The sequence below is a fragment of the Acinetobacter brisouioides genome (assembly GCF_004331075.1).
Taxonomy (GTDB): Bacteria; Pseudomonadota; Gammaproteobacteria; order Pseudomonadales; family Moraxellaceae; genus Acinetobacter.
On sequence record NZ_SJNX01000007.1, the window covers coordinates 1 to 16,538 of the forward strand.

At 43.3% G+C, this 16,538-nt stretch carries 13 protein-coding genes; 6 read left to right on the forward strand and 7 right to left on the reverse strand.

Translation table 11 applies throughout. From position 1 onward, the window contains the following. Positions 1-3,301, reverse strand: a 3,301-nt coding sequence (locus tag E0H77_RS10115) for an Rne/Rng family ribonuclease (RefSeq protein WP_131377745.1), incomplete at its 3' end; no start/stop codon positions are given. A 707-nt stretch (positions 3,302-4,008) separates the two neighbouring features. Here E0H77_RS10115 and E0H77_RS10125 point away from each other — a divergent pair. Together E0H77_RS10125 and E0H77_RS10130 are read left to right on the forward strand one after the other, a co-directional pair. Further along, positions 4,009-4,941, forward strand: a complete 933-nt coding sequence (locus E0H77_RS10125) for an RluA family pseudouridine synthase (RefSeq protein ID WP_131312732.1) — start codon at positions 4,009-4,011, stop codon at positions 4,939-4,941. A gap of 1 nt (position 4,942) precedes the next feature. Beyond that, on the forward strand, positions 4,943-5,590 hold the full coding sequence (locus E0H77_RS10130) for an HAD family hydrolase (RefSeq protein WP_131377747.1): 648 nt from the start codon (positions 4,943-4,945) through the stop codon (positions 5,588-5,590). Here the strand turns inward: E0H77_RS10130 and E0H77_RS10135 are convergent. Continuing rightward, the gene (locus E0H77_RS10135; protein ID WP_131377749.1) at positions 5,587-6,483 is read right to left on the reverse strand and encodes a LysR substrate-binding domain-containing protein; all 897 of its coding nucleotides are present in this window, start codon (positions 6,481-6,483) and stop codon (positions 5,587-5,589) included. The genes E0H77_RS10130 and E0H77_RS10135 overlap by 4 nt on opposite strands. 239 nt (positions 6,484-6,722) lie before the next feature. Here E0H77_RS10135 and E0H77_RS10140 point away from each other — a divergent pair, with 239 nt between their 5' ends. Beyond that, entirely contained in the window at positions 6,723-7,769 is a 1,047-nt protein-coding gene (locus tag E0H77_RS10140) for an MBL fold metallo-hydrolase (protein ID WP_131312726.1), read from the forward strand. Between the two features lie 4 nt (positions 7,770-7,773). Here E0H77_RS10140 and E0H77_RS10145 read toward each other — a convergent pair whose 3' ends face one another. Then, complete coding sequence (locus E0H77_RS10145; protein WP_131377751.1) at positions 7,774-8,175, reverse strand: DoxX-like family protein; 402 nt, start codon at positions 8,173-8,175, stop codon at positions 7,774-7,776. A gap of 493 nt (positions 8,176-8,668) precedes the next feature. Here E0H77_RS10145 and katG point away from each other — a divergent pair, with 493 nt between their 5' ends. Together katG and E0H77_RS10155 are read left to right on the forward strand one after the other, a co-directional pair. Then, a complete protein-coding gene (gene katG, locus E0H77_RS10150; protein ID WP_131377753.1) occupies positions 8,669-10,861 on the forward strand; it encodes a catalase/peroxidase HPI in 2,193 nt (730 codons plus the stop codon). A 176-nt stretch (positions 10,862-11,037) separates the two neighbouring features. Further along, complete coding sequence (locus E0H77_RS10155; protein ID WP_131377755.1) at positions 11,038-11,232, forward strand: DUF7230 family protein; 195 nt, start codon at positions 11,038-11,040, stop codon at positions 11,230-11,232. Between the two features lie 3 nt (positions 11,233-11,235). Here the strand turns inward: E0H77_RS10155 and ptsP are convergent, their stop codons facing one another. Both ptsP and E0H77_RS10165 read right to left on the reverse strand, forming a co-directional pair. Then, positions 11,236-13,530 (reverse strand): phosphoenolpyruvate--protein phosphotransferase, encoded by a 2,295-nt coding sequence (gene ptsP, locus E0H77_RS10160; RefSeq protein ID WP_131377757.1) that lies wholly within the window; start codon positions 13,528-13,530, stop codon positions 11,236-11,238. Positions 13,531-13,637: 107 nt separating this feature from the next. Continuing rightward, a complete protein-coding gene (locus tag E0H77_RS10165) occupies positions 13,638-14,111 on the reverse strand; it encodes an RNA pyrophosphohydrolase (RefSeq protein ID WP_004754341.1) in 474 nt (157 codons plus the stop codon). A 185-nt stretch (positions 14,112-14,296) separates the two neighbouring features. On the opposite strand from E0H77_RS10165, the gene E0H77_RS10170 reads away from it, so the two are divergent. Next, positions 14,297-14,947 carry an HAD family hydrolase gene (locus E0H77_RS10170; protein ID WP_131312718.1) on the forward strand — a complete coding sequence of 217 codons (651 nt, stop codon included), beginning with the start codon at positions 14,297-14,299 and terminating at the stop codon, positions 14,945-14,947. 66 nt (positions 14,948-15,013) lie between these two features. Here the strand turns inward: E0H77_RS10170 and E0H77_RS10175 are convergent, their stop codons facing one another. Together E0H77_RS10175 and E0H77_RS10180 are read right to left on the reverse strand one after the other, a co-directional pair. Further along, complete coding sequence (locus E0H77_RS10175) at positions 15,014-15,610, reverse strand: hypothetical protein (protein WP_131377759.1); 597 nt, start codon at positions 15,608-15,610, stop codon at positions 15,014-15,016. Positions 15,611-15,648: 38 nt separating this feature from the next. Next, positions 15,649-16,512, reverse strand: a complete 864-nt coding sequence (locus E0H77_RS10180; protein ID WP_131377761.1) for a LysR family transcriptional regulator — start codon at positions 16,510-16,512, stop codon at positions 15,649-15,651. Positions 16,513-16,538 lie beyond the last annotated feature (26 nt).

The following is a 16,538-nucleotide window of genomic DNA, read 5'->3' on the forward strand; positions in this document are numbered from 1 at the left end:
CAGCTTCAACAGCTTCAACAGCTTCAACAGCTTCAACAGCTTCAACAGCTTCAACAGCTTCAACAGCTTCAACAGCTTCAACAGCTTCAACAGCTTCAACAGCTTCAACAGCTTCAGGAGTTTCTTCAGGAGCTAATTTGCTTGCCTCAACGACGGGTGTTACAGCTTCGGTTGCTTCAACAGTCACAGTCGATGCAATTTCAGCAATAACAGGAGCTGCGTTAGCCGCGGCTTCGGTTACGTCACTTGAGGTTGTCGTAACTTCAGGTTGTTCTTGCAAATGCTGCACTTTTGCCAGTTCAGCAGCTTGTTTTGCCAAACGGCGACGCTCACGTGGGTCATTGGCAACACGAATTTGTGGTGCTTTTGGCGGAATAAGCGGCAGGACAGCTACAGGCTCAGCTTCTGGCGTTACTTTACTTGGTAGCTCAACGTCACGAGTAACAGGCTTTTTATCAGCTTCTGTCTGATTACGTTGCTCAGTTAAACTACTTGCATACTCTTCAGTAAATTTGAGTAATGCACGATTGAAAGTTTGTACTAAACCAAACTGTTCAATCAAGACCGTACAATCTTCGCCGTAGACATGGCGAATCAGGCTGCCTACATTGTACTGAGCTAATGCTGGTACTTGGCTTGGGCTGAGTTTCACAACAGGTGTTGCATTTGCTCTGGCTTCACGTTGCTGGCGACGATGCATACGTGGGTCATTGCTGGCGCGTTTCACTTCTGCTGGAGCAGTTGGCTTGCTTTCAGATGCTTTTTCTTCAGGAACAGCAACGTCGGCTACTGCAGGTACAGGTTGCTCTACATTTTGATCAGCCTGAACAGGTGCAGGTTCAGATGCTGCAATCACTACTGCTGCCTTTTGAGCAGGTGCAAGTTGTGCTTGTTGAGCATGCAGTGCCACAATTTCACGTGTTTCCTGTTCAACATTCACAATCAAAGCTGTCGCTGTTTCTTGAGTACGAGGTACGTCAACAACATTGACTTTGAGTTCAGTTGAAGTGGCAGGAGTTACAGCAGGGGTGCTGTTTACATTTGCAGGTTCAACATTCAAAACGCTTGTATCACGCTGGCGGTTTGGACGTTGTGGGCGTGGTTGATTGCGGTCACGACGTGGTACAACAGCAGGTTCACTGATATTTTGTTCAGTAAAATTCGGCTCTTGTTGCTGACGTTTTTGTTGACGTTTTAGGTCACGCATTTCCTGACGTGACAACTGCACAACTTCTTCATGAACCTGATTTTGATTCAGACTTTGATTGAGGTTCTGATCAGCCGCTTGTTGTTCACGAGGTTCTTTATGCTTGTTACGTTGCTTTTTATTATTGTTATTACTGCGCTGTGCTTTATCTTCCTTTTCTAGGAATTCACGTTTTTCGGGTTTGTTGGTTGGAACCACAGAAGATGATGAAAGATAAGCATTATTGGTCGGTGTAACAACCGCAGTTGCTGGCTCGGTGATAATGGTTGCAGGAGCAGTTTGAATTTGACCAAATTGACCACGGCTAACAGCACCATTATTGATCATTTGTTCAATTGCTGCTGCTGCATTATTTGCAGAGCGTGATTGATCAGTGGTGTGGGCTTGTTTTTGAACAAACAGATTTTCTAGCCATGCACATGGGCTATTGACATGATTATTTTTCTGTACAGATACAGGTTGCTGTGCAACTTCGGCAATATTCTGAACAATAGCGGTTTGCTTTTTGCTTTCAGTCGCTTGAGCTGGTGCGATATGTTCATCTTCTAAATGCCAGTTAGCAGATTCATAACCAAGCTCTTTTTCACTTGAACGGGTCGCTTCAGTACGTTCGTAGCTAGTTGGTGCAAAGCCTTCAGGATTATACTGAATTTCATAGTGTGGTGTTTCTAAATGCGGGTGAGGCAGTACAGTAACGCGCACATTTGAAGTCTGTTCAAGATAAACGAGGCTATGACGTTTTTCATTGAGCAAGAATGCTGCAATTTCGACAGGTACTTCAACTTGGACTTCACCATGACGTTCACGCAGTGCGATCTCTTCGATTTTACGCATGATGGAGAGCGAAAGAGAGCGTAAGTCACGTACCATACCCGTGCCATGACAGCGTGGGCAAACGTAACCAGTTGCTTCTTCTAAAGATGGACGTAAACGCTGACGGCTCATTTCCATTAAGCCAAAACGTGACAACTGACCAAACTGGATACGTGCTCGGTCGCTTTGAGTCGCTTCACGGAGTTTTGCTTCAACCACACGCTGATTGCGGTCTTTGGTCATGTCGATAAAGTCAATGACCACTAAACCGCCAATATCACGTAAGCGTAGCTGACGTGCAATTTCTTCAGCTGCTTCAACGTTGGTATTTAACGCAGTTTCTTCAACATCGTGACCGCGGGTTGATTTGGCTGAGTTAATGTCGATAGACACTAAAGCTTCAGTTTGGTCAATCACAATCGAACCACCAGACGGTAATTTTACTTCGCGTTCGTAAGCTGTTTGAATTTGGCTTTCGATTCCAAAGTGTGCGAATAACGGTTCATTTAAAGTATAAGTTTTTAATTTATCGAGTTGACGTGGCATAACTGCTTTAACAAAGTTATACGCTTCGTTAAATGCTTGTTCACTATCAATTAAAATTTCCGCAACATCATCACGTAAGTAATCACGAATCGCACGGGTGACAACACCCGCTTCTTGATGTACTAACATTGGTGATGGACCAGAACTGGCAGAGCTTTGAATTTGCGCCCAAAGATCCAACAAGTGTTGTAAGTCGAGTTGTAATTCTTCTTGGCTGCGACCAATGCCAGCAGTACGTACAATTACGCTCATACCGCGTGGTACATTGAGTGATGCTAATCTTTCTTTAAGTTCTTCGCGCACAGAACCTGAAATTTGACGGCTAATGCCACCACCTTTTGGATTATTTGGCATAAGAACCAAATAACGACCTGCCAGTGAAATATAGGTCGAAAGGGCAGCACCTTTGTTGCCACGTTCTTCTTTTTCTACTTGAACTAAAAGTTCAGTACCTTCGCTGATCAGTTCACGAATGTTGCTGTTTTCACGCGGGTCACTATTGAGGTAGCTGCGCGCGATTTCACGCATAGACAAGAAACCTTGGCGACCTGCACCATATTCAACAAATACAGCTTCAAGCGATGGTTCTACGCGGGTAACATGACCTTTATAGATATTTGATTTTTTTTGTTCACGGGTGCGGTTTTCGAGGTCAAAATCGTATAAACGATGACCAGTGATGAGTGCAACACGAACTTCTTCGGCATGTGTCGCATTGATCAACATACGTTTCATGGGTGTAATACCTAATCGTTGAAGCACAACGACAAGTCTGTTGCGGTGGCATATTTATGATGAAGAATCTTAAGAGTGACGCAGAATTTGCAGGCACTCGCTTATGCCAACTTAAGTGTTGGTGTCTGATTCATTCATCTAAATACGCAAAACCGCATTAATCCTTAATCGACTAAAACCACCTGAAGATTCACGGGTTCTCAGACGGTGTATTGGATGTAAAACTTTATCTGTATGCGGCAGGTGGTGTTTTGGAACACTTGGTATACGGAATGTTCATCGTATCCGTGCCATGCCATACAGATCCAATACATCGAACGCTGAGACCTGGGTTTGACATCAGGAGACTTGTCTGATGTGTTTCAGTTTACGTTTAATAACTAGCCTAGACTAGCGACATATTTTTTGGGGTAGGCTGTTTTGCGTGCATAAAGTACAAATTAACGCAACAGCCTACAATTTTGCCGATATAATAAGCCTTCGGCGCGGCATATTCTTTTGGGACCTTTCCGAGTTTCAGCTGAGATCTACCTTTCATTATTTTGAAATGGTAGACAATTTTACTCACTTACGGTGGTATCCGTGCGCTGACTATATCAAACCTTGTGGCATCTGCCTATGGGCTAAGCTTAAGTTTATTGTGAAAAGAATAGTTTATTCGATCATTTTTCAATCATATTCTAGTATTTTAAGGTTCAACGAGTTGTATGAATACCAACCAAGAATGGCAAAGTGTGACCTGGTTTGAGGTGACTGAGCATCAAGCAGGGCAACGTGTTGACAATTTTTTATTTACACGACTCAAAGGTGTGCCGAAAAGCCGCATTTACCGTTTGATCCGTGAAAGCCAGGTTAGGGTCAATAAAAAACGTATTAAAGCTGAAACCCGCCTAGAAATTGGTGATCAGGTTCGAGTTGCACCGATCCGCTATGAACAAAAACAAGAAAATGATGTCCCTGTGAGTGAAGGTGTTGCACAAAGTTTGCTCAGTCGTGTGGTGTATGAAGATGAAGGTTTATTGGTCGTGAACAAACCTTCAGGAATTGCGGTACATGGTGGTAGTGGTATGGCATATGGGCTGATTGAGGCCTTACGTGCGGCAACAGGTAAAAAATATTTGGAACTGATTCATCGTATTGACCGCGACACTTCAGGTTTAGTGATGATCAGTAAAAAACGTAGTACGTTAAAGCATTTACAAGATTTATTGCGTGAGCATAAAATTCAAAAAACTTATGCTGCGATTGTAAAAGGGCAGGTTAGCCTCGATAAGCAACTGATTGATGCACCATTGTTACGTTATGAACTTGCCAATGGTGAACGTCGCGTGCGAGTTTCAAAAGAAGGTAAGCCAAGCCAAACTGTATGGAAAGTGGCTCAGCGTTTTAAACAGGCGACTTTGGTACATGCATCGCCATTGTCTGGGCGAACGCATCAAATTCGTGTACATGGGCAAAGTATTGGGCATCCCTTGGTTGGGGATGATAAATACGGGCATACCACGCCTTATAATGGCCCTGAAGCACGTCGTTTGTGTCTGCATGCCATGCGATTAGAAATTCCGAATTACCCTGTGATTGAAGCTGAATTGCCAGAGGATATGCAGCAATTACTTAAAGAACTGGCGAAAGGAGCTTAATGTGCAAAAACAATTGGTAATTTTTGATTGGGACGGCACGTTATTTAATTCAGTTGGGCAAATTGTGGCAAGTTTACAATTTGCTGCCCAGCAGCATCAGCAACCCCTGAGTGATGAAGCAGCAAAAAGCATTATTGGTTTGGGATTGCCTGAAGTCATGCAAACCCTGTTTCCTGACGTACCTGAATTGCATTCTGCCATTTTGGATAGTTATGCCGAGCACTATGTGGCACATTCGCAAGATGATCAGTGGTTCGATGGGGTCAGTGACATGCTGCATGATTTGAAGCAGCAAGGTGCGCAACTGGCTGTGGCGACAGGGAAAAGCCGACGTGGCTTGGATCGGGTGTTGGCCAAAACCCAAAGTCAGGATTTGTTTGTCATGACCCGTGCGGCGAGTGAAACCAAGTCCAAGCCTGATCCACTCATGTTACAACAAATTATTGATTTTACAGGAATCGCTGTTGAACGGGCAGTTATGGTTGGTGATACCAGCTATGATTTGGAAATGGCACAACGAATTGCCATGCCAAGAGTTGGTGTGAGCTATGGTGTGCATCATGTTGATATATTGCAGCAATATCAGCCTTTAGCAATAGCCAACAGCATCACTGAATTACATCAGCTATTGCAGGCGCAAATCGCCTAGGCAGATTTGAATTCAAAGTGCTCATGTAGCAACTCCAGTAATTTCTGCATTGGAAAAGACAGATTGTTTTTACGGTAGCTGATAAACAAATTTAGTGGTGGTAACTCACACTCTAAAGGGCGCACCGCAATCTGATCTAGCTTGATAAATGGATCAAGATATTGTGGCAAGATTGAACAACTCATTCCTTGTTCAATCGCTGCAATATTTTCGACCATATTTTCAGTTTTTTCTTCAATATGCGGTTGAATATTGTGCTGTTTAAAAAATGCTAAAATGGCTTGATTCATAATGCCGTAAGCACTGGCTTTGGACATAATCAAGTCCACATCATTGAGTGCCTGTAATGGAATAGTCTCCAACGTTGCAAGAGGGTGCTGTTTTGCTAAAAATAGCGCCAGTGTATCTTGCAAAACGACAAAGTTTGCAATCTCGGGATCATCAAAGGGCTGGCGAGAGAAGATGATATCCAGATCGCCTTTTTTTAAAGCCCGATAGTGGTCAACGCCATTGAGAATCTGTAAATCGACTTTAATATTTGGGTAAAGCATACGCAAATTGGGCAAGATTTTAGGAAAAACCCGAACTTCAGCAGTTGTAATGAAGCCAATTTTTAAAATCTGTTGTTTGGACAAATGTGCTTCCCGCGCCAGTCGAACGGCTTTTTCTGCCTGAGCAATGGTTAAGCGAGCTTGTTCTAGAAAGATTGCACCTTCCTCGGTGAGTTCGACTTTACGTTTGGTACGATTGAGAAGTTTGACACCAATTTCATCTTCTAAGTCTTTGATTTGCTGGCTTAATGAGGGTTGGGCAGTGTACAGTTTCAATGCTGCTTTACTAAAATTAAGTTCTTCTGCAACGGTAATAAAATATCGAAGATGGCGTAGTTCCATTAACCAATCCAATTCTCAAGCACTTTTGTCTATGACCTAGCAGTATAATCGAAAGTGCTGCATTTGAAATGCAGAAAACAATACAAAAATAAAAAGAAAAATTGATTTAAACCCTGTATATGATCTAGGGCAGAATAAATTTTCAACAATTCGCTCAAACATGTTTCCTCTGCATCGGGGAGAGGATATATTGACAACGTGGCACAGCAAACAGATTCATTTTTTATATTGTAAGCCTTATGGATAGAACGACAGCATTGCACTATGAATTGCCAACTCAAAATTGTTGGCCGCATACTTTCTTGCAGCCGAAGCTGGATTTTGAGTCACCACAGTTTCATGCAGGACAATTTCATAATCAAACACCACAGCCACAAGGAATAAAGTTTAGTCTATTCAAATGGCTAGCAACGCGCCGTGCATCGACTTGGAATGTTGACCGTGATCATGAATTTCAACAATTCAGATCGGCTACTCGTGAGTTGCCACATGACCAACCCAATGCAGATATGAACCAGTGGAAAGTCTGGTTTGTTGGGCATGCGACGGTACTGATTCAAATAGGCCCATATAATTTCCTGACAGATCCCGTTTGGGCTGAGTTTGCTAGCCCCAAACATGGTTCTGGGCCGCGCCGTGTTTGCCCTGCTGGAATTGCTTTGGAACAATTACCGCATATTCACGCGGTATTGTTGAGTCATAATCATTATGACCATATGGATTTAGCCACGCTAAATTGGCTACATAAGCGTTTTAATATGCCGATTTATACTGGACTGGGCAATGCTTGGTATTTGCCAAAATCCTTTCATGTGATTGAACTTGACTGGTGGCAGTCGGTGCAACTGGATGATTTTGAGATTGTTTACACACCTGCTCAGCATGGTTCAGGGCGCGGTCTACGTGATCAGAATCGTGCTTTGTGGGGAGGGTTTTGTTTAAAGTTGCGTAAGCAGTATTGTTTTTTTGCAGGAGATACAGGCTATGCTGGACATTTTAAACAGATCTATGCTCGTTATGGCGCGCCGCGTATCGCTTTATTGCCAATAGGGGCATATGAACCTCGCCATGTTTTGCATTATATGCATATGAACCCACAAGATGCGTTAAAGGCACATGGTGATTTGCATGCGCAGCGTTCTTTGGCGATTCACTACCGTACTTTTCAGCTCACTGATGAACAGCGCGATGAGCCTGAAGCTCATTTGGAATATACGATTAAACATGCTTCCAAACTCATGAATCCTTTTTATTGTATTCAGGAAGGGCGCCGCATGCTAGTTTAGTTCTTTAAGTTGGTTTTTGATTTAAGTCTAAAAGTTGCAGAGCAACAATGGACAAAATGATCATGGCGCTATTCATGATCACAGGGTTAAATGCACTGCTGAGTTGTGACGGATCTGTCATTGCAATCAGTAGCAATAATCCAGCGAGCCCAGCAATATTGAGCTGATGCATAAAACGGATTTTATGCCACAGCAAAAATGTACCACCAAACAGAATTTCGACCAGACCAGAGAATGCCACACAGATTTTCGCGAGTGTTGGCTCAAAGCCGATCGACTGCCAGATCTGAATTTCGCCAGCAGATTGAAATAAGATTTTGGGAATCAAACCTTGATAGATCCAAAGCGCAGCAAGACTATACTGGATGAGACGCTGTGTGGTTTGGAGTTGTGCTTTAGGGCTCATAAATTGAATGTTCCAAAAATATAACAATCGCTTTTGTCGAATGAAAATACTACCTAGCCATAGCCATTACAGATTACGAATCGTATCAAATAAGATGATGTCATATTGCTGAAGGATGTTTTTCATATCATTTTTTGCATGAGGATTTATTGTATTTTTTGATTTTCGCTACAGTGTTTAGCATGATTTTACGATTGGCATAAGTAGTGTATACAAGCCATATCAACGAAAAACTCGGCTTGATCGCAATGTAGCCGTAAGACGACCGCTCAATAAAAAATATTTTTTGTATACGAAGCAATGAGTTCAGTTTCCAGCAAAAGCGCTCTTTATTCATCCTTCTATTTGTTTGGCTTAAATAGAAGATTTCGATTGTTTTGATTAGTTAAATCCGCTTTAGCTTGAATAAAAAAACCGCTATCTTGATAAACCTACAATAGCTAAAAACATTGAAACAATAATCACACTAGGTTATTGAATCTGGAGATTAGAAATGGATAATAAATCGCAAGCTTCAGCAGGGAAGTGCCCATTTGCACATGGTGCAAATACATCATTAGCCAGCTCAAATACAGATTGGTGGCCAAATTCACTCAATTTAGACATCCTTTCTCAGCACGATAAAAAAACCAATCCGATGGATGCTGATTTTGATTATGCAGCAGCTTTTGCACAGCTTGATCTTGAGGCAGTAAAAAAAGATTTAAGAGATTTAATCAATAGCAGTCAGGACTGGTGGCCTTCGGATTATGGTAGTTATATTGGCATGATGGTACGTACCGCATGGCATTTAGCAGGAACCTATCGCAAGCAGGACGGTCGTGGTGGTGCCAATACAGGCAACCAGCGCTTTGCTCCACTGAACAGTTGGCCCGATAACGTCAATACCGATAAAGGTCGTCGGTTACTTTGGCCGATCAAAAGAAAATACGGCAATAAAATTTCTTGGGGCGATCTGATTGTTCTTGCGGGAACGGTTGCCTATGAAGTTGCAGGTCTAAAGACCTTTGGCTTTGGTGGGGGGCGTGTAGATATCTGGCATCCTGAAAAAGACATTTATTGGGGTGAAGAACGTAAATGGCTAGATGCTACCAAAAACCGTTATGGCGATGATCAAGACCGTACCACGCTGGAAAACCCACTGGCTGCGGTACAGATGGGACTGATTTATGTCAACCCAGAAGGGGTGGATGGTCATCCCGACCCATTAAAAACCGCACAGGACATGCGCACGACGTTTGACCGTATGGCAATGAATGACGAAGAAACCGTGGCTTTAACAGCAGGTGGTCATACGGTGGGTAAAGCTCATGGGAATGGTAAGGCTGAACTGCTAGGTGCCAATACTGAAGCTGCTGACGTGGAATTTCAGGGATTAGGCTGGCACAATCCCGAAGGCACAGGCAATGGCTGCAATACCATGGTCAGTGGTATAGAAGGGGCTTGGACAACCCATCCAACAAAATGGGACAATGAGTTCTTTTATCTCCTGTTTACCTACGACTGGGAGCAACGTAAAAGCCCAGCAGGTGCACATCAATGGGAACCGATCAACATCAAGGAAGAAGATAAACCTGTTGATGCCCATAACCCGAACGTGCGCCGTAATCCGATTATGACCGATGCCGACATGGCACTGAAAATGGATCCTGAATACCGTAAAATTGCGGAACGCTTTTATCATGACCCTGCTTATTTTGCGGAAGTCTTTGCGCGGGCGTGGTTTAAATTGACCCATCGCGACATGGGACCTAAATCCCGTTATCTGGGTGCAGATGTGCCTGCGGAAGATTTGATCTGGCAAGATCCTATTCCGAGTGTTGATTACACTTTAAGCGAAGCAGAAATTGGTGAATTAAAAGCTAAACTACTCAATAGCGGTTTAAGTCGTAGCGAACTGATTAATACCGCATGGGACAGCGCACGAACTTATCGCGGTTCTGATTTTCGTGGGGGCGCAAACGGGGCACGTATTCGTTTGTCACCACAAAAAGACTGGGTCGGCAATGAACCTGAGCGATTACACAAAGTCTTGGCAAAACTTGAAGAAATTCAGGCGAGCCTCAGTAAAAAAGTCAGTATTGCCGATCTGATTGTTTTGGGTGGTACTGCAGCGGTCGAAAAAGCTGCACAGGAGGCGGGCTTTGCTGTCAAAGTGCCATTTACTCTAGGGCGTGGTGATGCCACTCAAGCACAGACAGATGAATCCTCTTTTGCTGATTTAGAGCCGAAACATGATGGCTACCGTAACTGGTTAAAACAGGAATATGCGGTACAACCTGAGGAAATGTTGCTGGATCGTACCCAACTCATGGGGCTGACTGCACCTGAAATGACTGTGCTGATTGGAGGGATGCGTGTGCTTGGAACCAACTATGCGGGCGCTAAAGAAGGCGTATTTACTGACCGTGTCGGGGTCTTGAGCAATGACTTCTTTGTCAATCTAACCGACATGGAAAATACATGGAAACCTGTAGGCAAAAACCTGTACGAAATTCGCGATCGTAAAACTGGTGCAGTCAAATGGACAGCCACCCGCGTTGATTTGGTGTTTGGTTCAAATTCGATTTTGCGTTCTTATGCCGAAGTTTATGCACAAGAGGATAACAAGGAAAAATTTGTGCACGACTTTATTGCCGTGTGGAATAAAGTCATGAATGCCGACCGCTTTGATCTCAAAAAATAACCTAAAAATGTACTTGTAACCTAAAATGCCAGTGATGATGACTGGCATTTTTTATGGGGCGTCTGAAGTGTTTTTAGAGGGATGGTGTAGATTAAATTATTTACAATGCTAAGAGCAATTTGTGTTAAATTTAGATCGCAAAACGCAAAAAAAGTAGAGTCATAGAGGTAAATTTAATGGCAAAACGCAAGCAACAGCCAGAAGTGGTCATCAATAATCTGGTTGCCAAACATATGCATGAGTTCAATCAGAGTCAGGTGTTTGTCGATCGAAAGAAAAATGCGAAACGTGGCTATAGCAAACATAAGCAAGGGCGATATTCTGAAGATTATCGCCCTTGTTTTATGGGAATTTACATGCAGTTTTGCTAAAAATTAGACATTGAGCAAGCGGTTGGTTTTGACCATATCGGCAAGACCGTGAGTTTTAAAATAATATTCCAACCAACTCTTAATCAGTAATGGATTATTCAGTTGTAAAACATGATCTAATAATTCCTGTGCATCACTCATCGGCACATGACAAATCGCTTTACGTACCCGCAAAATATTACTTGAACTCATCGACAAGGTATTAAAACCCATCGCCATAAGTAAAATCGCAGATAACGGGTCTCCCGCCATTTCCCCGCAAATACTGATCGGTTTTTCGTACTTATGACACTCTTTAACCAAACGACATAGCGCTCGTAAAATTGCAGGGTGAAAATGCGAATATACACTTGAGACATGCGGGTTGTTACGGTCAACAGCGAGCAAATACTGAATTAAGTCATTTGAACCGACCGAGAAGAAATCAACCAGTGGCGCAAATTCATCAATTTGCAAGAGTACACTTGGTACTTCCACCATAATCCCAATTTTTGGCTTGTTGATTTTAACCTGTTCTTCTTCCTGAACAGCGACCCAGTCGCGCTCTAGTAAATACAGCACTTCTTCAACTTCACTGACACTGGTGACCATCGGCAGCAAAATATGCAGGTTATTTAAGCCAATACTGGCTTTGAGCATGGCGCGGATTTGTGCCGAGAAAATTTCTGGGTGGTCAAGGGTGAAACGCAGTCCACGCCAGCCCAGTGCTGAGTTTTCTTCATCAATGCTAAAGTAAGGCAGGTCTTTATCTGCACCAATGTCGAGGGTACGCATGGTGACAGGTTTGTTGGCAAAGTGGCTGAGCTGCTGCCGATAAATTGCACGTTGTTCTTCTTCGCCAGGGAAGCGATCACGTAGCATAAATGGAATTTCGGAGCGATACAGTCCGACACCTTTAGCACCACGCTGTACGCCACGAACTACATCAATCATCAGACCTGTATTGACAAATAACAGAACAGGAACGCCATCAGGAGTAATGGTTTCCTTAGTTTCGTACTGTTTGAGGTCTTTGGCAATTTGCTCTTCTTCTTTTTGAATTTCTTTGTAACGCTGACGTAGGCGACGTGGCGGATTGACAAAAACCCGTCCCTGATACGCGTCAACAATCATCTCGACATCATCAATGGTATTGATCGGTAATTCTGTGACACCGACAACAGTTGGAATGCCTAAAGCACGCGCGACAATGACCATGTGTGAATTGGCAGCGCCTTCACTGGTCACAATTGCTGCGATTTTATCCATTGGTAGCTCAACCAGTGCTGCGGTACTGATTTCCTCACCAATTAAAATACTGTCCGAACTCAATTCGCGATGGCCAGCATCAGCTTCTTGTAATGACGCTAAAATACGTCGCCCTAAGTCTTTGAGATCTGACACCCGCTCACGCAGATAGTCATCTTCCATTTGTGCAAAGAGGGCAATATGTTTGTCGATGACTTTTTTAACTGCACCCTGTGCCCAGTTCCCATCGCGAATCAGCTCTTTAATTTCGGCAGGTAAGGCATTTTCATCCAGCATGCGTAAGAACACACTAAACAGTGCACGTTCTTCCGACATGAGTGAATCTTGCATTTTTTCATCGAGAGACTGAATCTCATGACGGACATTGACAACGGCGTGATCAAGTAACTGTAATTCATCACTGATATTTTCTGCTTCACGATCAGGTACGGAAGACAGGTCTGCAGGTGGGTAAAGCACAATTGCTCGCCCGAGAGCGACGCCACCGGCCCCTGAAACACCCTGAAAAGTTTTGTAGCTGGATAAATTATTGGGTTTGCGGAATACATCAATGTTACCCACGGCATGCGCATGGGCAATTACGCCTGAAAGCTGCGCGCACAGGGTCACCAAGAAAGACTCAGCAGCCTCGCTAAAATCTTGTGATTCTACATTTTGTACCACCAGTACACCCATCACCTTGCGGCGATACATGACAGGGACACCTAAAAACGAATTGTAAATTTCTTCGCCTGTTTCGGGGAAATACGCGTAACGCTCATGTTGGGCAGCATTGTCAAGGTTCACGATCTCTTCACGCTGTCCAACCAGACCGACCAGACCTTCGCCGACCTGTAGTGATACGTTGCCAACAGATTCAGGATTTAGCCCTTTACTTGCCATGAGGACATAGCGCTGGTTACGTTCATCAAGTAAATAAATCGAACACACATCGACATCCATCGCAACCGAAATCTGATTGACCATAATGTCTAATGACTCATGCAAACTCACGGCTGCATTGACCTCTTGGACAATGCGTCGGAGCGTGTCTAATTGCATGTTCGACATAACTACATACTCCCAAAACAATTTATATAATAAGTAATTATTGCTTTATTTATAGCAGCCACCCATGAGAAAAGCATTCACTAAAAAATTCTTTTTTCAATTATTTTTTAGTGGGGTAACTGGCTACATAATTCAGTCATGGCTTTTCGGTAAACATCTCGTTTAAAGTTGATGACCTGTCCTAATGGATACCAATAACTGACCCATTGCCATTCATCAAACTCAGGTGGGTCGGCGAGATCCAACTGAATATTGTGGGCTGATGCAGTCAGCTTTAATAAAAACCATTTCTGTTTTTGACCGATACACACAGGGTCTGTGCCCGCACGAATGTATCGGTGTGGCAAACGGTAACGCAACCAGCCTTTGGTTTGCGCAATGATTTGGACGTGTTCTGGCAATAAGCCAACTTCTTCTCTTAACTCACGGTATAACGCTTGTTCAGGAGATTCTCCAGTCTGGATACCACCTTGCGGAAACTGCCATGCATTGTGTCCAATGCGTTTTGCCCATAACACTTGTCCATATTCGTTTGCCAAAATGATCCCGACATTGGGTCGGAAACCTTCAGAGTCGATCATTTGGCTACCTAAATTTGTTAGATCTTATTGTCTTTATTTCGGGGATGGCAAAATTTGTGCATCCAACACAAAAAAAGACCTCAGAATATTGTTAAAAATTGCTATGATCTTAACGAATTTCTTTGCATTAGCGGCAACTGATTTACATTTTTTTGCTTTAATTTTCAGTTTTAACGAGAATTTCCATGAAATTGGCTTTATTTGATCTTGATCATACCCTGTTAAATACCGACTCAGACCATTCTTGGGGTGAGTTTTTAGTGAATGAAGGCTTGGTTGATCCCGTGCATCATCGCCAAATGAACGATAAATTTTATGATGACTATAAAGCAGGGCAGCTTGACCCGATTGCTTACAATGAATTTGTATTTCAGTTTTTGACCAAACATTCAAATCAATATTTAACTGATTTGCATCAGTTGTTTATGCAAAAAGTGATTCGCCCACAAATGCGTCAAAAAGGCTTTGATGCGATTCGGAAGCATAAAGATTTAGGACATGCGATTGTTGGGATTACGGCAACCAGTGATTTTATTACCGCCCCGATTTTTCATGAGTTTGGTATTACTGAAATTATTGCCACCAATGCTGAAGTTAAAGATGGACAATACACAGGCAAAGTTGCAGGCACGGCATGTTATCAGCAAGGTAAATTGGTTCGTTTAGAGCAATGGCTGGCAGGGCGTGAGGTAGATGAGTCTTGGGCATACTCAGATTCGATCAATGACCGTTTCTTGCTGGAATATGCCACCCACGCAATCGCCGTCAATCCAGATGATCGTCTGGAAAAACTTGCGAAACAGCAGGCTTGGGATATTCAGGACTGGTCAATCTAAATTAGAGAATATTCACTCGAGTTGGAGCAGGTGAGAATGAGCTACGATCAGACTGATTCAGCAACATTAGTCTGATTTAATGCCCTTGCTGGCTTGCCATAAATCTTGATGGTGATATCGATACCAGCTTTTAAATTGAATACGCCATTGTTCAAAAGGTGGGGAAAGTTTCGGGCGTGGGTCGTTGCTTAACGTATAGGCCATCCCTTCGATTAACCATTTGGGCTTGGTCAGCATGGCAAGGTTACCCCATTCTTCGGCTTGTCTGTCGTGAATCAGTTCGTGGACAATATAAAATTCTTGCCAACCTCGTGGAGCAATGACGATACCTAAGTTCCCGACAGCTTTGGCAGCAGCCTTTTCCATTCCAAAAGTTTCTGCACACTTTCCTATAGAACAAAACACCATGGTCGGGCGAGAATGAAAGTTACCCACCTGACGTTGTGTTTCTTGTATTGCCTGATTATATAGTTTTTGAGCTTTGTCCTGCTGCTGCGGGTCATCGACACAGACTTTTCCCTGACAAGATAAAAATGGGAGCTGGTGAGCCAATGCCACCCGCATCGGTTTTATCAACATTAAAATAAGTAGAAAAACACACGCCACGCTGAAAAGGCATACTTTCATGATTTTTTGCGCTTTGAGTAAAAGATAATTTTTCATAAATTTATGGCACAAATACGTGGAGTGATTTAAAAGAATTATGGTTTTTGCATCATTTCAATCAATGCCTGCATGGCACGCGATTGAGTGCGTGCTGGATGCCAGACTAGCCCCAATTGACGCTGCATGTCGACTTCTAAAGAGAGCTGTTGTAAATCCTGATTGACTAAGGTGAGTGGCAATACTGACCAGCCAAGTCCAATCGAGACCAACATGCGGATAGATTCTAACGGATTGTTACTCATGCTGACTTTGGGTTTAAGTCCCTGCTTCTCAAATGCAGCAAGCGTGATTTGACTGGTATAGGTTTTTGCTGCTGGCAGCAGGCTTGGATAGCTCATTAAATCTTCGAGTGTGAGCTGAGATTTGTGTGCCAATGGATGAAAGGGAGCTGCCACAAACACCAAAGGATCATTCCAGATCGGTTGGTACTGCAAGCGTTCATCCAGCTGTGGTGGCAAGGTTAAAAAAGCCAGTTCCAAATCACCTGCGAGTACCTGCTCATGTGCTTGTTCCGAGTCGACAAAATGTACATCCAAAGTGACGTCTGGGTATTGCTGCACATAATGTTTTAAGTGATGGGGTAAATGGTGCAGTCCAATATGATGGCTTGTACCTATTTTGAGTCGTCCCTGTACTTTGCTTTGCTGATGACTGAGGGTGTGGTGCATTTCCCCGAGTTCATTTAGCCAAGTTTTGACTTTGGGTAAGAGGGCGTATGCGGTATGCGTTGGCTGAATGCCTCGCCCAGCAGATTCAAATAGCGTCACCCCAAAATACTCTTCTAAACAGTGAATACGTTTGGTCACCGCAGGTTGGGTAATAAACAGCTGATCGGCTGCCAAGGAAATTGAGCCTGTTTCCATGACTTTAATAAAAGCGTCAAAAGCAGCGAGATTCATATACTATTTCCTAACGAACACTTGGT

What these genes read in the sequence shown, in the direction of transcription:
- katG (WP_131377753.1), top strand. Translation starts at nt 8,669, where the DNA reads ATGGATAATAAATCGCAAGCTTCAGCAGGGAAGTGCCCATTTGCACAT.
- E0H77_RS10165 (WP_004754341.1), bottom strand. Translation starts at nt 14,111, where the DNA reads ATGATCGACTCTGAAGGTTTCCGACCCAATGTCGGGATCATTTTGGCA.
- E0H77_RS10135 (WP_131377749.1), bottom strand. Translation starts at nt 6,483, where the DNA reads ATGGAACTACGCCATCTTCGATATTTTATTACCGTTGCAGAAGAACTT.
- E0H77_RS10170 (WP_131312718.1), top strand. Translation starts at nt 14,297, where the DNA reads ATGAAATTGGCTTTATTTGATCTTGATCATACCCTGTTAAATACCGAC.
- E0H77_RS10180 (WP_131377761.1), bottom strand. Translation starts at nt 16,512, where the DNA reads ATGAATCTCGCTGCTTTTGACGCTTTTATTAAAGTCATGGAAACAGGC.
- E0H77_RS10155 (WP_131377755.1), top strand. Translation starts at nt 11,038, where the DNA reads ATGGCAAAACGCAAGCAACAGCCAGAAGTGGTCATCAATAATCTGGTT.
- E0H77_RS10125 (WP_131312732.1), top strand. Translation starts at nt 4,009, where the DNA reads ATGAATACCAACCAAGAATGGCAAAGTGTGACCTGGTTTGAGGTGACT.
- E0H77_RS10175 (WP_131377759.1), bottom strand. Translation starts at nt 15,610, where the DNA reads ATGAAAAATTATCTTTTACTCAAAGCGCAAAAAATCATGAAAGTATGC.
- ptsP (WP_131377757.1), bottom strand. Translation starts at nt 13,530, where the DNA reads ATGTCGAACATGCAATTAGACACGCTCCGACGCATTGTCCAAGAGGTC.
- E0H77_RS10145 (WP_131377751.1), bottom strand. Translation starts at nt 8,175, where the DNA reads ATGAGCCCTAAAGCACAACTCCAAACCACACAGCGTCTCATCCAGTAT.
- E0H77_RS10140 (WP_131312726.1), top strand. Translation starts at nt 6,723, where the DNA reads ATGGATAGAACGACAGCATTGCACTATGAATTGCCAACTCAAAATTGT.